This window comes from Amycolatopsis sp. Poz14, from assembly GCF_006704225.1.
GTDB classification, from domain to species: domain Bacteria; phylum Actinomycetota; class Actinomycetes; order Mycobacteriales; family Pseudonocardiaceae; genus Amycolatopsis; species Amycolatopsis nivea.
The window spans coordinates 6,238,916-6,254,184 of the sequence record NZ_JACLHD010000001.1; the positions used below are offsets into that span (position 1 = coordinate 6,238,916).

The 15,269-nt window shown below is 70.4% G+C and carries 10 protein-coding genes; 6 read left to right on the forward strand and 4 right to left on the reverse strand.

Features of this window, described 5'->3' with window-relative positions:
• The first annotated feature begins 137 nt into the window (after nt 1-137).
• From FKO37_RS29210 to FKO37_RS29225, 4 genes are all read left to right on the forward strand, one after another.
• Nucleotides 138-1,055 (forward strand): diiron oxygenase, encoded by a 918-nt coding sequence (locus FKO37_RS29210; RefSeq protein WP_238606583.1) that lies wholly within the window; start codon nt 138-140, stop codon nt 1,053-1,055.
• A 1-nt stretch (nt 1,056) separates the two neighbouring features.
• Nucleotides 1,057-2,559, forward strand: coding sequence for an FAD-dependent oxidoreductase (locus FKO37_RS29215; RefSeq protein ID WP_238606584.1), 1,503 nt, complete (start codon nt 1,057-1,059; stop codon nt 2,557-2,559).
• A 121-nt stretch (nt 2,560-2,680) separates the two neighbouring features.
• Nucleotides 2,681-3,385 carry a GntR family transcriptional regulator gene (locus tag FKO37_RS29220; protein WP_238606585.1) on the forward strand — a complete coding sequence of 235 codons (705 nt, stop codon included), beginning with the start codon at nt 2,681-2,683 and terminating at the stop codon, nt 3,383-3,385.
• Nucleotides 3,378-4,196 carry an arginase family protein gene (locus tag FKO37_RS29225; RefSeq protein ID WP_238606586.1) on the forward strand — a complete coding sequence of 273 codons (819 nt, stop codon included), beginning with the start codon at nt 3,378-3,380 and terminating at the stop codon, nt 4,194-4,196. The genes FKO37_RS29220 and FKO37_RS29225 overlap by 8 nt, the downstream gene beginning before the upstream one ends.
• Here FKO37_RS29225 and FKO37_RS29230 read toward each other — a convergent pair.
• On the reverse strand, nt 4,177-4,800 hold the full coding sequence (locus tag FKO37_RS29230; RefSeq protein ID WP_238606587.1) for a hypothetical protein: 624 nt from the start codon (nt 4,798-4,800) through the stop codon (nt 4,177-4,179). The two genes, FKO37_RS29225 and FKO37_RS29230, sit on opposite strands and share 20 nt — an antisense overlap.
• Before the next feature lie 50 nt (nt 4,801-4,850).
• The gene (locus FKO37_RS29235) at nt 4,851-5,693 is read right to left on the reverse strand and encodes a lysozyme (RefSeq protein ID WP_051728577.1); all 843 of its coding nucleotides are present in this window, start codon (nt 5,691-5,693) and stop codon (nt 4,851-4,853) included.
• A gap of 230 nt (nt 5,694-5,923) precedes the next feature.
• Here FKO37_RS29235 and FKO37_RS29240 point away from each other — a divergent pair, with 230 nt between their 5' ends.
• A complete protein-coding gene (locus tag FKO37_RS29240) occupies nt 5,924-7,738 on the forward strand; it encodes a hypothetical protein (protein ID WP_238606588.1) in 1,815 nt (604 codons plus the stop codon).
• An 86-nt stretch (nt 7,739-7,824) separates the two neighbouring features.
• Here FKO37_RS29240 and FKO37_RS29245 read toward each other — a convergent pair whose 3' ends face one another.
• Nucleotides 7,825-8,667, reverse strand: coding sequence for an oxidoreductase (locus FKO37_RS29245; protein WP_238606589.1), 843 nt, complete (start codon nt 8,665-8,667; stop codon nt 7,825-7,827).
• Between the two features lie 97 nt (nt 8,668-8,764).
• Here FKO37_RS29245 and FKO37_RS29250 point away from each other — a divergent pair, with 97 nt between their 5' ends.
• Nucleotides 8,765-9,661, forward strand: a complete 897-nt coding sequence (locus FKO37_RS29250) for a LysR family transcriptional regulator (protein ID WP_238606590.1) — start codon at nt 8,765-8,767, stop codon at nt 9,659-9,661.
• Nucleotides 9,662-9,683: 22 nt separating this feature from the next.
• On the opposite strand, the gene FKO37_RS29255 is transcribed toward FKO37_RS29250, so the two are convergent.
• Nucleotides 9,684-15,137, reverse strand: a complete 5,454-nt coding sequence (locus tag FKO37_RS29255; RefSeq protein ID WP_238606591.1) for an RHS repeat-associated core domain-containing protein — start codon at nt 15,135-15,137, stop codon at nt 9,684-9,686.
• Nucleotides 15,138-15,269 lie beyond the last annotated feature (132 nt).

The window sequence follows — 15,269 nt, forward strand, 5'->3', positions numbered from 1 at the left end:
GGCCTTTCCCCGGCCCGATTGCCCGAACGGGCGACACGCGGTTCGCCGGCGCCTCTCGCGATACGGCCAGATAGGTGTTACCTTAGGTAACAGTGAATCGCGGTAACGCCTAACCAATGTCGCTCAGGGAGGACCGAATGACCAGCGCAGACGTGCAACGAGCACCGGAAGCAGCCCCGTCCGGCCGGCACGAGACCGCGCAGCGGCTGCTCGACTCCTCCGCGACCCTGTCGTACGACCCGGCCACCGAGGTCGACTGGGAAACCCCGCTGGACAAGGACTTCCACGGGGCCAGCCCGGAGTGGAGCACGCTCTACGGCACGAGCTACTGGGCCGAGATGACCCCGGAGCAGCAGAAGGAGCTGACCCGCCAGGAGGCGGCGTCGGTCGCGAGCACCGGGATCTGGTTCGAGATGATCCTGCAGCAGATGGTGCTGCGCGACTTCTACGCCAAGGACCCGACCGACCCGGCGTTCCAGTGGGCGCTCACCGAGATCGCCGACGAATGCCGCCACTCGATCATGTTCGCCCGCGGCGCGCAGAAGCTCGGCGCTCCCCCGTACCGGCCGCGCAAGCTCGCCGTCGAACTGGGCCGTGTCTTCAAGGCGGTCGCCAGCGGCGAAGCGGCGTACGCGGCGATCCTGGTCGCCGAAGAGGTTCTCGACGTGATGCAGCGCGACTGGATGCGCGACGAGCGCGTGGTCCCGTTCGTGCGCACCATCAACAACATCCACGTCGTGGAAGAGTCGCGGCACATGAAGTTCGCCCGCGAAGAGACGCGCGAGCAGCTGGAGGGCGCGGGAGCCGTGCGCCGTCAGATCAACGCGCTGGTCATCGCGATCGCGTCGTACTTCATCGTCAGCAGCATGGTCAACCGCGACGTGTACAAGAACGCCGGGCTGGACGCCGAGCGCGCGCTGCGCGAGGCGAAGAACAACGAGCACCACAAGTCGATGATGCGCTCCAGCTGTGCCGGGCTGATGGAGTTCCTCGGCTCGTGCGAGCTGCTCACGAAGCCGGCGCTGGTGTTCTACAAGCGGGCGAATCTGATCTGACATGGCCTTCGCGATCACCCAGACCTGCTGCAACGACGCGACGTGCGTGTCGGTCTGCCCGGTCAACTGCATCCACCCGACGCCGGACGAGCCGGACTTCGGCACCACCGAGATGCTCTACGTCGACCCGGCCACGTGCATCGACTGCGGTGCGTGCGCCGACGCGTGCCCGGTCGACGCGATCTTCCCGGTGGACCTGCTGACCGATTCGATGAAGGTCTACGCGGGGATCAACGCGGACTTCTTCGCCGACCGCCCGCCGGTCGCCGCGAACCCGGCGCCGAACTTCCACCGCTGGGGCCCGCCGACGTTCGATCGGGAGATCCCGAGCGACCTCGAGCCCGCGGACGTGGCCGTCGTCGGCACCGGCCCGGCCGGGATGTACGCGGTGGAAGACCTGTTGCTGCACACCAACGCGCGCGTCACGCTGATCGACCGGCTGCCGGTCGCGGGCGGTCTCGTGCGCTTCGGCGTCGCCCCGGACCACCCGGACACCAAGCGGATCGGCGAGACGTTCTCCCGGTTCCACGACCACCCGCGGCTGAAGCTGAAGCTCGGCGTCGAGGTCGGCCGCCACGTGACGGCCGACGAGCTGGCCGAGCGGCACGACGCGGTGATCTACGCGGTCGGCGCCTCTTCCGCGCGCACCCTCGGCCTGTCCGGCGAGGACCTGCCCGGCAGCCTCGCCGCGACGACGGTCGTCGCCTGGTACAACGGCCACCCGGACGTCCCCGCGCACGCGGTCGACCTCTCCGCGGAGCGGGTCGTGCTGATCGGCACCGGCAACGTCGCACTCGACGTGGCCCGGATCCTCACCGCCGACCCGGACGATCTCGACGGCACGACCATCGCCCCGCACGCGCTGGAACGGTTGCGCTCCAGCAAGGTCCGCGAGGTAGTGCTGCTCGCGCGGCGCGGCCCGGAAGACGCCGCGTACACCTCGCCCGAGCTGATCGCGTTGGCGCAGCGGGAGAACGTGCCGCTCGTCGTCGACACCGAAGACCCGCGCACCGCCGCGGCGATCGACGCGGGCACCGGAAAAGCCGCGCTGCTGAAGGACTTGGCGCGCGAAACCGTCGACTGGACCGCCCCTCCCGCGGACGGTCCGCGCCGGATCGTGCTGCGCTTCCACTCGGCCCCGGCCGAGATCACCGGCGACCGGCAGGTGCGCGGACTGCGCGTCGACGGACCTTCCGGACCGGTCGAGATCGCTGCTGGTCAGGTGGTGCGCGCCGTGGGCTATCGCGGCCGCCCGGTGCCCGGTCTCCCGTTCGACGACGCCACTGGGACGATCCTGAACACCGCGGGCCGCGTCGAGGGCCGGACCGGTACGTACGTGGTCGGCTGGATCAAGCGCGGCCCGTCGGGCGGAATCGGCGCGAACCGCACGTGCGCGAAGGAGACGGTGGCGACGCTGCTGGCAGACATCACCTCCGGCGAGGTTCCGCTGCGGGGCCGCCGATCGCCGATCGCCGCCCTGGCGGCGCGGTTCAGGGGTCGCTGACCCAGTTCGTCCCGGAAGTCCCGGTCGCGGTTCGCGGCCGGGACTTTTCGCGTGCGTAGAGTCTTGCCCGATTGTCGGACAATCTGGCAATCTAGTGCGCACACCGAGGCGGGCAGGGGGAATGATGACGATCGAGGGCCTGGGTGCGAACATCCAGCGGCGCAGCACCGCCGAGCAGGCAGCCGAAGCCGTCCGGCAGGCGATCCTGTCCCTCCGGCTGCCGCCCGGCACTCCGCTGCGCGAAGCCGCGCTCGCCGCCGAACTCGGGGTCTCCCGCAGCACCCTCCGCGAGGCCGCGCGGACTCTCGAAAGCGAGGGACTGGTCCGGTACCGGATGAACCGCGGCATCGTCGTCGCGGACGTCACCGGTCCGGACGTCGCCGACATCTACGCCGCCCGCACGTCCGTCGAACTCACCGCGGCCGACGCTCTCACCGAACACCGCGACCCGGAGATCTACCGGCAGCTGGCCGACCTAGTGGACCGGATCGAGCAAGCCTTCGACCAGGACGACACCGCCACCGCGCTCGACAGCGACCGGCTCTTCCACGCCACCCTCGTCAGCGCCACCGGCAGTCCCCGGCTGTGCCGCTTCCACGCGCAGCTCCAGCAAGAACAACGCCTCGCCCTCGCACTGGCCGAACGCTCGCGCCGCGAACTCGGCCGCGCCACCGACGACCACCGCCAGCTGCTGGACGCCCTGCACGGCACCCGGAGCGAAGCCAGAGCCGGAATCACCGCACATCTGCAAGCAGGCGCCGCCGAATTGGGGCGGTTGCTCGACTTGCTCGCCCACCACGACGAAAGCGAGAAACCTCGTGGCTGACCCCGACGGCCTGTGGGACCTGATCGTCACGCCCTGGCACCTCGACCAGCACCTCCCGGACTTCCCCGTGCCCGCCTCCGCGACCCAGGTCGTCCCGCCGGTCCTGCCCGCGGAGTCCGTACCCGCCCGAATGAACCTGCTGCACCAGGCGACAGCCAACGCAGTGGCCCGGGCCGCCAAGCCGTTGGTGCTCTCCGGCGACTGCCCCACGAGCCGCGCCGCGGTGGCCGCGCTGCAGCGTCGCCACCACGACCTCGCCGTCCTGTGGCTCGACGCGCACGGCGACTTCAACACGCCCAAGATCTCCACCAGCGGCTACATCGGCGGCATGGCACTGGCGATGCTCACCGGCCGCACCGAGGGCCTGTTCGACGACCCGCTCGGCCTGCGCCCCGTCCCCGACACCAGTGTCGTGCTCGCCGACGCCCGCGACCTCGACCCCGCCGAACGCAACGCGCTCGCCGCCAGCCGCGTCCGCCGCGTGCCTGCCGACCCCGCCGCCATCACCACCGCCCTCGCCGAGCTGGGCCCGATTCCCGTCTACGTCCACCTCGACATCGACGTGATCGACAGCGCCGAACTCCCCGGGGCGCGCTTCCCGTCCGGTCCCGGCCCTTCCGTCGCCCGGATCGAAGAATGCCTCGCCGCTGCGTGCGCATCCGCTGACGTCGCTGGCGCTTACCTCGCCTGCGCCTGGCTTCCCGAGCACGTCAACGACCAGAGCACCCGCGAGACCATCTCCCGGCTCACTGCAGCGCTCGGCGCCAACGTCGCCTGGCACGAAGCCGCCATCACTCCGTCTTCTGCCTAGCCGCCAGGGTCTCCTCCACCTCCGGCACCCAGAAACTCAGCTCCAGCGTCTTCACACTCGCCCAATACGACAGCAACCTGCCCTGTGCGACCAACGCCGGAAACGCCGCCGCGAACAGGACCGCCGCGCACGCCGCGAACACCGGATGCGGCCCGACGATCAGCTCGACCACCGCGGTCACGAATCCGAACGCCATCGCCGGGCTGGAATTGCGCAGCATCAGCCCGGCGGTGCGCAGCCGGGTCGCTTCCAGGGCCGCGTCCGCGTCGTGCAGTTGCAGGGCCGAAAGCAGCAGGAACGGATCCGCCTCGACGAACGCTTGGCCGCGCGCGGAAGGGTTGCGGCGCAGGAACTCCTCCCGCGGGTTCCGCTTCCGCCGCCGCGGCAGCCACCGCCCGGCCCGCGCGCCGAGCGGGTACGCCAGGTATCCGAGGAGGTAGCTGGCCACCGCGATCCCGATCACCAGCACCACGCCCGGGCCGCGCGAGACGGCGGCGAGGTCGATCCAGTGCAGCCGTCCGGCGAGGTAGGCCAGGACCGCCAGGTGCAGGGCGCCCGGGATCGCGTAGGTGAAGAGGTCGAAGAGTCCGATCGCGAAAGTCACCCGGTGATCCAACACCGGCCGTACCCCCGCCGGTACGGCTTTTCAGGCGATCACGCCGACGAACCGCCTCCCCTGGCGAGTGCCTGCACGCGGTTCATCGGGCCGTTGTAGTAGTTCTGGTCGCCGGGCAGGCTGCCGGTGCGCGAGAACTGCCAGATGCTCTGCTTGTCCCAGCCCGCCGGGAGTTCGCCGATCTGCGGGGCGTACCGGGCGAGCCACAGCGGGTTGGTGTCGCCGAACCCGCCCGCGTTGCCGGTGCAGAGCTTCCACCACGACGTCGAGGTGTAGATGATCGCGCTGCGGCGCTGTTTCGCCAGGTACCGGTGGGTGAAGTCGGCGATCCACGCGGTCATGTCGGCCTGGCTCTTGCCGTAGCAGGCGTCGCCGTAGGGGTTGTATTCGATGTCCAGCGCGCCCGGCAGCGTCGTGCCGTCGCCGCGCCACGCGCCCCCGTGGGCGATGAAGTAGTCGGCTTGCTGTGCGCCGCTGGAGACGTCCGGGCGGGCGAAGTGGTACGCGCCGCGGATCAGGCCCGCGTTGTGCGCGCCGTGGTACTGCTGGTCGAACTGCGGGCTCACGAACCCGGTGCCCTCGGTCGCCTTGACGTAGGCGAACCGCGCGCCCGCGCCCGCGGCCTGGCCCCAGTCGACCGCGCCCTGGTGCCCGCTCACGTCGTGGCCGAGGGTCTGCCCGGTCGCCGGGTCGAACCGCGGGCTCCCGCTTTGCACGCCCTCGTGCCGCAGAATTTGTGAACCGGCAACGTTCTCGCCGGCCTTCGAGTAGTCCGCGGCGGCGGCCGGTCCGGCAGTCGCGACGCCGCACGCCAGCGCCACGACCGACACGACGGCGGCCAAGCCGAGCCGCCAGGGGTTGTCCGTTGCTGTCCGGGTCACCGAGACTCCGATCTTCACGGCGGCAGGTCCACGGCCCATCGTGGGGCACAACGCGGCGCGAGGCTGGCTGCGTCACCCGGACGTGAACGAGTTTCCGATAGCCGGAATCCCGCCAGTGGTCCAGACAACTGTGACCGAGTTGTGACCGGCGGTGCCGAGCTGGGCGTTTAATTTGTTGTGGCCGACCACAAACTGGTTGGCAATTTCCCTACCGGCGGAGGTGTCCCCACGTGAACCGGACTCATCGACCACCCGGGCGGCCGTCCCGATCCCGCGGACCAGCACTGATCGCGCTGGCGCTGCTCGCCGCGGCCGGGATCGCCGTCCCCGCCGCCGCGGCCCCAGCGTCCGGGCAGGCGGGCTGCACCGGCCAGTCCGATCAGCCGGACTTCGGGCCGAACGTGCACATTTTCGACCCGGGAATGCCCTCCGCGACCATCCAGGCCCAGCTGGACAAGGACTTCGAGGCGCAGAAGGACACCCAGACCGCGCAGTTCGGCTCGGGCCGCGTCGCGCACCTGTTCAAGCCGGGCGCCTACGCGGTGCACGACAACGTCGGCTTCTACACCTCCGTCGCCGGGCTCGGCCAGAACCCGGACGACGTCCAGATCAACGGCGACATCACCGTGGACGCCTTCAACGAGTCCGACCAGGGCTCCGCGCTGCAGAACTTCTGGCGTTCGGCGGAGAACATGGCCGTCACGCCTTCCAGCGGCAGCGACCGGTGGGCGGTGTCGCAGGCCGCGCCGTTCCGCCGGATGGACATCAAGGGCGGGCTGCAGCTGTTCCCGGCCAGCTACGGGTACGCGAGCGGCGGCTACGTCGCCGACACCCGCGTGTCCGGGCAGGCCGCGTCGGTGTCGCAACAGCAGTGGTACACGCGGGATTCGGCGCTGGGCAGCTGGGACGGCGGCGTGTGGAACATGGTCTTCTCCGGGACCACCGGCGCGCCCGCCAATTCGTTCCCGAACCCGCCGGAAACGACGCTCGACACCACGCCGGTCTCGCGCGACGTGCCGTACCTGTACGTGGACAACGGCGGCAACTACCGCGTCTTCCTGCCGTCCCTGCGCACGAACGCGTCCGGGCCGAGCTGGGCGAACGGCGGCACGCCCGGCGATTCCGTCCCGATGAGCCAGTTCCGCGTCGTGAAGCCCGGCGACACCGCGGAGAGCATCAACAGCTCCCTCGACGCCGGCTGCAACCTGTTCTTCACCCCCGGCGCGTACCACCTCGACCAGACGCTGAACGTGACCCGCCCGGGCACGACGGTGCTCGGCATCGGTTACCCGACGCTGGTCCCGGACAACGGCGTCGACGCGATGCACGTGTCCGATGTGGACGGTGTGCGGGTGAAGGGCCTGCTGTTCGACGCGGGCACGCAGAATTCGCAGGCGCTGCTGACCGTCGGCGAAAGCGGGAAGCACACGAGCCACGCGGCGAATCCGACGTCGCTGCAGGACGTGTTCTTCCGCGTCGGCGGCGATCTGGCCGGCAAGGCGACCAACAGTCTCGTGGTGAACAGCGACAACACCATCGTCGACCATGTCTGGGCGTGGCGCGCGGACCACGGCAATAGCGGCACGGTCGGCTGGACCACGAACACCGCCGACACCGGAGTGCTCGTCAACGGCGACAACGTGACCGCGACCGGGCTGTTTGTGGAGCATTACCAGAAGTTCCAGGTGGTGTGGAACGGCCAGAACGGAAAGACGATCTTCTTCCAGAACGAAATGCCTTACGACGTCCCGGATCAGGCCTCGTGGAACTCCGCGCCCGGCACCGCCGGGTACGCCGCGTACAAGGTCGGCCCGGACGTGACGTCGCACGAGGCGTGGGGCTTGGGCAGTTACTGCTTCTTCGACACCAACCCGGCGGTTGCGAGCTATCACGCGTTCGAGGTGCCGCAGAACGGTGGGGTGAAGCTGCACAGCCTGCTCACGGTGTCGCTGAACCACCGCGGCACGATCACCCACGTCGTGAACGACACGGGCGACGTGACCCCGGACGGCACCAAGCCGGTCAACGTCCCGAATTATCCGTGACTCGACCGGGTCCCTGCGTCCGTGAAGGGCTCCTTGCGGGAATCTGATTCCCCCAAGGAGTCCTTCACGGACCGAAACCCCGCGTCTCAGTCCAGCGCGGTGGCTCGGCTGACTTTCTCCCAGGAGTCGAGATCCTGGGTCAGCGCACCGATTTTGCCGCGGATCGCGTCCACCGCGTCGCCGCCGAGCGCGAGCCGCAGCGGCGCGTCGGGCGCGTCGACCGCCTGCAAGATCGCTGCTGCCGCCTTCGCCGGATCACCGGGCTGCGTCCCGTCCATCCCCTCGATCGCGGCGCGGGTGGCGGCGGTCGATTCGGCGTAGGCGTCGATCTTGCGGGAGCGGTGCATCGCGGTGCCGCCGAACGACGTCCGGAACGCGCCCGGCTCCACGATCAGCACCTTGACCCCGAGCGGTTCGACCTCCGCCGCGAGCGCCTCGGACAGGCCCTCCAGGGCGAATTTCGCCGCGCAGTAGGCCCCGAACGCGGGCGGCGCGAGCAGTCCGCCCATCGAACTCATCTGCACGATCGTGCCGCTCCCCTGTTCCCGCAGCAGCGGGACGACGGCCTTGGTCATCGCGACCGCGCCGAAGAACATCACCTCCAGCACCGCGCGCAGTTCGGGCATCGTCAGTTCCTCGACGGCGCCGACCGAACCGTGGCCGGCGTTGTTGACCAGCACGTCGATCCGGCCGAACTCGTCCAGCGCGGTCCGCACGGCGGCGTCGATCCGGGCCGGGTCGGTGACGTCCAGCGCGGCGGTGCGCACCCGGTCCCCGCCCGCCTCGGCGAGGTCGGCGAGCGTCTCCGGGTCGCGTGCGGTCGCGAGAACCCGGTCCCCCGCGGCCAGCGCGGCCTGGGCGAGTTCGCGGCCGAAGCCGCTCGAGCACCCGGTGATCAGCCAGACGCGGCCGTCGGTTTCCTCGGTCATTGAGCAGTCCCTCCAGTGGTTCTTCCGCCTCCGATCGTGGCGTGTGCCTGCCGGGGTCCGCCAACACCGGTTCGCTGGCGGGCTACAGTCTCAGCCTGTGACCCCTGAGCTGCGGCAGCTGCGCTACTTCGTCGCCGTCGCCGAGACGACGAGCTTCACGCGTGCGGCCACGGCTCTGCACATCGCGCAGCAGTCGCTGTCGCAGCAGATTTCCGTGCTGGAACGCCAGCTCGGCGCGCAGCTCTTCGACCGCGACGCCCGCGGCACCCGGCTCACCCCGGTCGGCGAACTGTTCCTGCCCGAAGCGCGCGCGGTGCTCGCCCGCGCTGACGCCGCGGTGGCGACGGTCGCTCGCGCGGTCCGCGGCGAGATCGGCGCGCTGCGGCTGGCTTTTCTTGCCAGCACGGCGAATTACCTGCTTCCGCCGGTCGTGCGCGCGGTGCGGGAGCAACTCCCGGAGCTGACCGTCACGACCGCGGAAGTCTCGATCGCGGAGCTCGTCGACGGGGTCCTCGACGGCCGCTTCGACGCCGGTTTCACCCGTCCGCCGCTGGTCGACGGTCTGGCGACGCACGTCCTGCTGACCGAGCAGGTCTGCGCCGTCCTGCCCTCGGGCCATCGACTGGCCGACCGTCCGACGCTGCGCCTGGCCGACCTCGCGGACGAGCCGTGGGTGCTGACGCCGCGCGCGTCGTGGGATCCCTGGCACCGCAAGTACGACGCCGATTTCGCCGCGGCCGGGTTCACTCCGGACGTCGTGCAGCGCACCGCGACCGTGCAGGGCCTGCTGGGGCTGGTCGCGGCCGGGGTCGGCGTGACGAGGCTGGCGGGCTCAGCGCACAGCCTGCGCCGCACCGGGGTGGTGTTCGTGCCGCTGGAGGGCGAAACCGCGCACACGGTCGTGGTGTGGCGCGCGGACGGCCCGCGCCCGGCCGCGCTGCTGGACGTGGCGACCCGGCTGGCCGAGACGACGGATCTTTCCGGCGCGGGCTGATCCCCGCGCCGGAAAAAACGCGTCAGCTCCTGCCCTCGCTCCGGTCCAGGTCCAGGGTCCGCATCCGCTGCGCGATCGCCCTTTCCTCCATTTCCTTCATCTCCGCGCGCTTCTCGGCGGAAATGGGTGTCTCACCGTCGTATTTGCGCAGCTCCGGCGGGTCGTAATCGCCGTTCTGCCACCGCTGCCACGTCGGGTCGTTTTTGTCCTTCGGAGCCTGGAATCCCCATTTGTCGAGCAGTTCGTCGGCGGTTCCCTGGGGGTATTGGCCGGTCTGACGCTGTTCGTAGGCCAGATGCGCCTCGGCCCGGCCGCCCGCGGTGAGCGGGTCGGTGCGCGCGAAGGACTCCCCGTTCTTGACCATGTCGTCGTACTCTTTGGTGCCCGGAGCGGGGTTGTACGGCATGCCCTTGCCGGTGCCGTACATCTCGTCGACCATGTGCTGGTAGGAGTCCTTGGACCCGCGCAGGTACTTCTGTTCCTCGTCGAAGTCGCTGAGGTCCTTTTTGAGCTTGGCGTCGTTGCCGTTTTCGATTTCGCTGCGGTGCTCGGCGAGGTAGTCGCGGCGTTCCTGTTCGGCCTTCGCGTCCTCGGCCCGCTGTTTGTAGGCGGCGGCCGAATCCTCCCGTTGCTTGTCGGTGTTCTCGATCCGGTGCCGCACTTCGGAACCGTCCGGGTAATGCTCGCCGGGGACCGGTTTGGTTTTGTTCCCGTAGGTGTGGATGCCGTGTTTCGGGTCGTGGAAATCCGGATGGTGGACGTGGTTCGGGTCGTCGCCGTGGTAGACCTTTTCCTGCGGGCTCAGATAGGTGTTGTGCGGCTGGCGGCCCGGCACCTGATAGGTCGGCCGGGTGTACTTGCCGTCCATGTGCGCGTAGCCCATCTGGTTGAGCTGCAGCAGGTCCGACGTGTCCTTGCGCTCGTAGGCCCGCCGCTGCGCGTAGGCGTAGCTCAGCTGGTGTTCGTCGTGCGCTTTCCCGCTGGTGAAACCGGATGTGTGCATCCGGTTGCCGCTCCCGGTGCCCGGGTGCTTGCGGTGCAGGTCGTGGGTTTCGGTGTAGCTGTAGGCCGCGTGCTCGAGGTCCGTTTCGTCGGAACGCTTCCGCGGCAGGCCGCTGCCGTTGTCCGCGGCGGCCTGGTGGACGCCGACGTGCTCGTGCTGGTTGGTCCGGTGCCCGTCGAACTGGTAGCCGTGGTTCTTCCCCACGCGGGCCGCCTCGGGGTTGCGGTCGCCGTAGGTGCCGGGCGGATTCGACGGTTCGGTGGACGCCTTCTTGGCCGGGGGCGCGTCGGGCGCGGCGTCGTCGTCGCGTTTGCGCTTGTTGCCGGCCTGCTGCTCCTCCATTTCCTTCAGCTTCTTGGGGCACGGCCCGGTCGGCAGCGGGTTGAGGCCGAGCGGGTCGATCATCGCGGTCGGGTTGTCCACGTAGGCCTGCGAGTCCGGGGACGGGTTGAGGCCGAGCGGGTCGTGCGAGAGGTAGCGGCCGGTTTCCGGGTCGTAGTAGCGGTGCATGTTGTAGTGCAGCCCGGTTTCCGGGTCGTAGTACTGGCCGGGGAAACGCAGCGGGGTGCGCGCGTTCCCGCCTTCGGACACGACCGCGCCCCACAGCGAGGTGCGCTGGTGCCCGGCGAGCGCGCCGGCGCTGTCGACCAGTTCGGCGGGCGCGCCGACCAGGTCGGTGACGATGGCGTGGAAGCGTTCGTCGACGCGTTCGCCGAGCTTCCGCTCGGTCTGCGCGAGCACCCGGTCGGAGTCGGGCAGCCAGTCCCACACGGTCGCGACCTGCGGGCGGCCGGGCGCGCTGTGCACCTGCTCGGCGGGCCGGTAGTGGTCCCAGGCGAATTCGATCTGCTCGGCCACCGCGCCCGCCGGGTCGAGGCGCTGCTTGGCGACGCGCCTGCCGAGCGCGTCGTAGCGGTAGCGCCAGACCGTGCCGTCCGGGGTGCGCACGCCGGTCAGCCTGCTCGCCGAATTCCACTGGTATTCCCACCGCTGCCCGCGGCGTTCCCGTGTCACGACGCGGCCCTCGGCGTCGTGGGTGTAGCGGGTTTCGCCGGCGGACTCGATGAGCGTGCCGCGGTAGGCGCGGGGGCCCGCCGCGGCCGGGTCGCCGGGCCAGCCAGCTTCGGCGACCGCGCCGGCCGCGTCGTAGCGGTAGCTCTCCTGCCATTTCGGGCCGCGGACCGCGGTGACCCGTCCGCCCGCGCCGACCTCGAACGCGCGCGGCCCGGACAGCAGGTCTCCGGTCGTGTACAGGTTTCCGTCCGGCAGGTAGCGGTAGTCGCGCTGCTGCACGGTGGCCGCGCCGCGCAGCACGGTCTGCCCGCGCAGCCGCCCGGTCGAGGTCCAGTCCTGCCGCAGCTCCGCCACCGGCGCGGTCCCGGCGAAGAGGCGGCGCACCGTTTCCTGTCCGGCGGCGTCGTATTCGAACCGCAGGGTGCGGCCCGCGGTGGTGACCGCGGTCGGGCGGTCCGCGGAGTCGTAGCCGAACGACGATTCCGCGCCGGTGGGCGTGCGGCGGCCGACTCGCCTGCCGAGCGCGTCGAATTCCGACCGCACGACGCGGCCGTTGATCGACTCGGACACCAGCTGTCCGAGCGCGTCGTACTCGAAGCGGACCTCGGTCTCGCCGTTGCGCGCCAGCACCATCCGGCCGTCGTGGTCGTAGGCGAATTCGGCCACGTCGTCGGCGGCGGTGCGCCGCACGAGCCGGCCGAGCGCGTCGTACTCGATGTCGATCGCCTGCCCGGCCGCGTTGACCCGGCGCACGAGGCGGCCCGCCGCGTCGTAGCCATAGCGCAAAACCCGGCCGTTGTAGTCGGTTTCCGCCACGACGCGACCCGCCTGGTCGTACTCGTAGCGCCAGACCAGGCCGCGTTCGTTCGTCACCGTGGTCAGCCGCAGTTCGGTGTCGTAGCCGAACCGCCGGACGCCGCCGTCGGGGTCCTGCGCGGACAGCGGCAGGCCGAACGCGCCGTACTCGACACGGTGCACGCCGCCGCGCGGGTCGACCGACTCCTCGACGTTGCCCGCGGCTTTGAAGCCGAACTTGCTGACCGTGCCGTCGGCGTTGCGCTGCTGCACCAGGTTGCCCGCCGCGTCGCGCACTCGTTCCACGGACGCGCCGGTCGGGCCGGTGATCGAGGTGATCGCGCCGAGCGCGTCGTAGGAGTATCGGGTCACCGCGCCGTCGGGGGCGGTGATCTTCGTGGGCAGGCCGGCCGCGTCGGACTCGAACCGGGTGATGCCGCCGAGGGCGTCGGTCCGCGTCGCGATCGCGCCGGTGTCCGGGTGGTAGGTGTAGGCGGTGACCCCGCCCGCCGGGTCGGTTTCCTTGACCAGGCTGCCTTGTTCGTCGTACTCGTAGCGCCAGACGTCGCCCGCGGGACCGGTGGTGGAGACCGGCAGGCCCCGCTCGTCGTACTCGTTGACCAGCCGCGAACCGTCCGGGCGCGTCACTGCGGCGACATTGCCGACCTCGTCGAACTCCCAGCGGGTGACGTGGCCGAGCGCGTCGGTCCTGGCGATGACCCGGCCGAACTCGTCGTACTCGGTGGTCGAGGTGTTGCCGAGCGGATCGGTTTCGGCGACGACCTTCAGCTGCTCGTTGAGCTGGTAGCGGGTGACCGCGCCGAGCGAGTCGGTGACCGTGGTGGCGAGGTTTTCGTAAGACAGTTCGGTGTCGAGATAGCCGCCGTCGCCCTGGGCGCGCACGCACCGGCCGTCGCTGTCGTAGTGGTAGCTGTACCAGCGGCCGTTGACGTCGTCCCAGCGCACCATCCGGCCGTCGGCGTCGTAGCGGAATTTGTGCGAGGTGCCGACCGCGTCGACCACCTCGGTCAGCCGCCGCGCGGAGTCGTAGCGATACTCCCGCACCGCCACCGGCGCGTCCGGCACGCGCAGCGCGGTGACCAGGCCGTCCGCCGATTCGACCGTCACGCGGTAGCCGCCGGAGTGCTCCATGGCGACCGGCACGCCGCCCTCGTAGCGGAAGTCGATCCGGTTGCCCGAGCTGTCGGCCAGGGCGTGCAGCCGCAGGACGCGGTCGCCGGGTTCGCCGGTGAAGTGGCGGATGACGCTGCTCTGCGGGTCGCCGACGATGAACCCGGTGGTCACCCGGCGCAGCGCGAGGTAAGGCCCGTCGTCGGTGGCGACGGCCTCGATGCCTTGCGGGAAGGGGAAGCGCACGAGCACGCCGTTCGGGGCGGCGTAGTGCAGGCCGTCGTCGCCGACCTCCAGGCGTTCGTCCAGCGTCGAGGACCAGGTGGGGCCGAAGAATCCGCCGGAGCGGTAGGTCGAGCGGTGGGTGCGTTCCACGGTCAGGGGCAGCACGCCGGGCAGGTTCAGGTCTTCCTGGACCAGGTACACCGCGCCGGTGGCGACGTCGATCGGGTCGCCGCAGCCCTTGATCTCGTTGGGGTCCGTGTGGTGTTCGGCCGGGTTCTGGCTCTGGTTGCCCCTCGGCTGCTGCGTCGAGGAGGGGTGCACCTCGTTGCCGCCGGACTCGTGCGGCCCGCCGCCGCCTTGGCCGCCTTCGTGGCCGCCGCCCTGGCCGCCGCCTTCCGAGCCGCTGGGGTGGGTGTTGCCGCTGTTGCCTTGGTGTCCTCCGCCGCCTCCGGCTCCGGACATGTGCGTGCTGTCGTCGCCGCCCGGATGCGACCGGGTGCCGCCGCCCTCGGATTTGACGTTGATGTCCTTGGGCTTCGGCGCCGGGGCATTCTTGCCGCCCTTGAGCCCCTTCAGCGCCTTGCCCGCGTCCTCGAACAGCGTCCCGGCCTTCTTCAGCAGCGGGATGAGCGCCTTGAGAGCCTTGACCAGCTTGGTGGTGATCTGGGTGATCCGGGACGCGGTCTTCGCGACGGCCGCGGCGACCTGCGGGCCGACCCAGGCCATCCCGATCCCCGCGGTGAGCAGGACCTGCAGCGCCCACGAGATGAGGTGCCCGACGAGGTCGGCGATGGTGTCGCGCACCAGCGACCGGACCGCCGCGACGATCTCGCCCGCGGTTTTGACCCCGCTCGCCGCGCCCTCGGACCCTTTCTGGGCGCTGGCGATCAGCGCGGAAGTGTCCTCGGCCCGCTTGCGGTAGCTGTCGGCGGCGTCGCCCTGCCAGCTCTCGAGGTCTTTCTTGACCAGCTCGCCGAGTTCGGCGGAGACGCCTTCGAGTTCCTTGGCGACGTTGGTCCAGGTCTGGGCCTGGGAACTGATCTGGTCGGCGTTGCCGGTGAGCGCGTCGAGAGCTTCCTTGAGCGGGCCGACGTGCTCCATCAGCCAGCCGACGCCCGCGGCGAAGATCGCGCCGAACGGGTCCATGACCGCGGTGAGCACGTCGATCGCGGTGCCGACGGCCCCGATCGCGACCGCGGCCCAGTTCTTGCTCTCGATCGCCTCCTTGAGCCCGGTGGCGTCCTCCAGCAACGGGACCCCGGCCACCGCCGAGGTCTCCTTCACCGGCGCGACCAATGGATTGCTCACTTAGTTCCCCTCTTCCCGCTGCTGCGGTGATCACGGTACCTATCCGGCCCCGCGACGGCGCGCGGCACGCGGCGGCCTGGCCGGGAGGGCAAGAGCGGTAGTCCGGAGAGGCACTGAGCACGGACTTCTTCG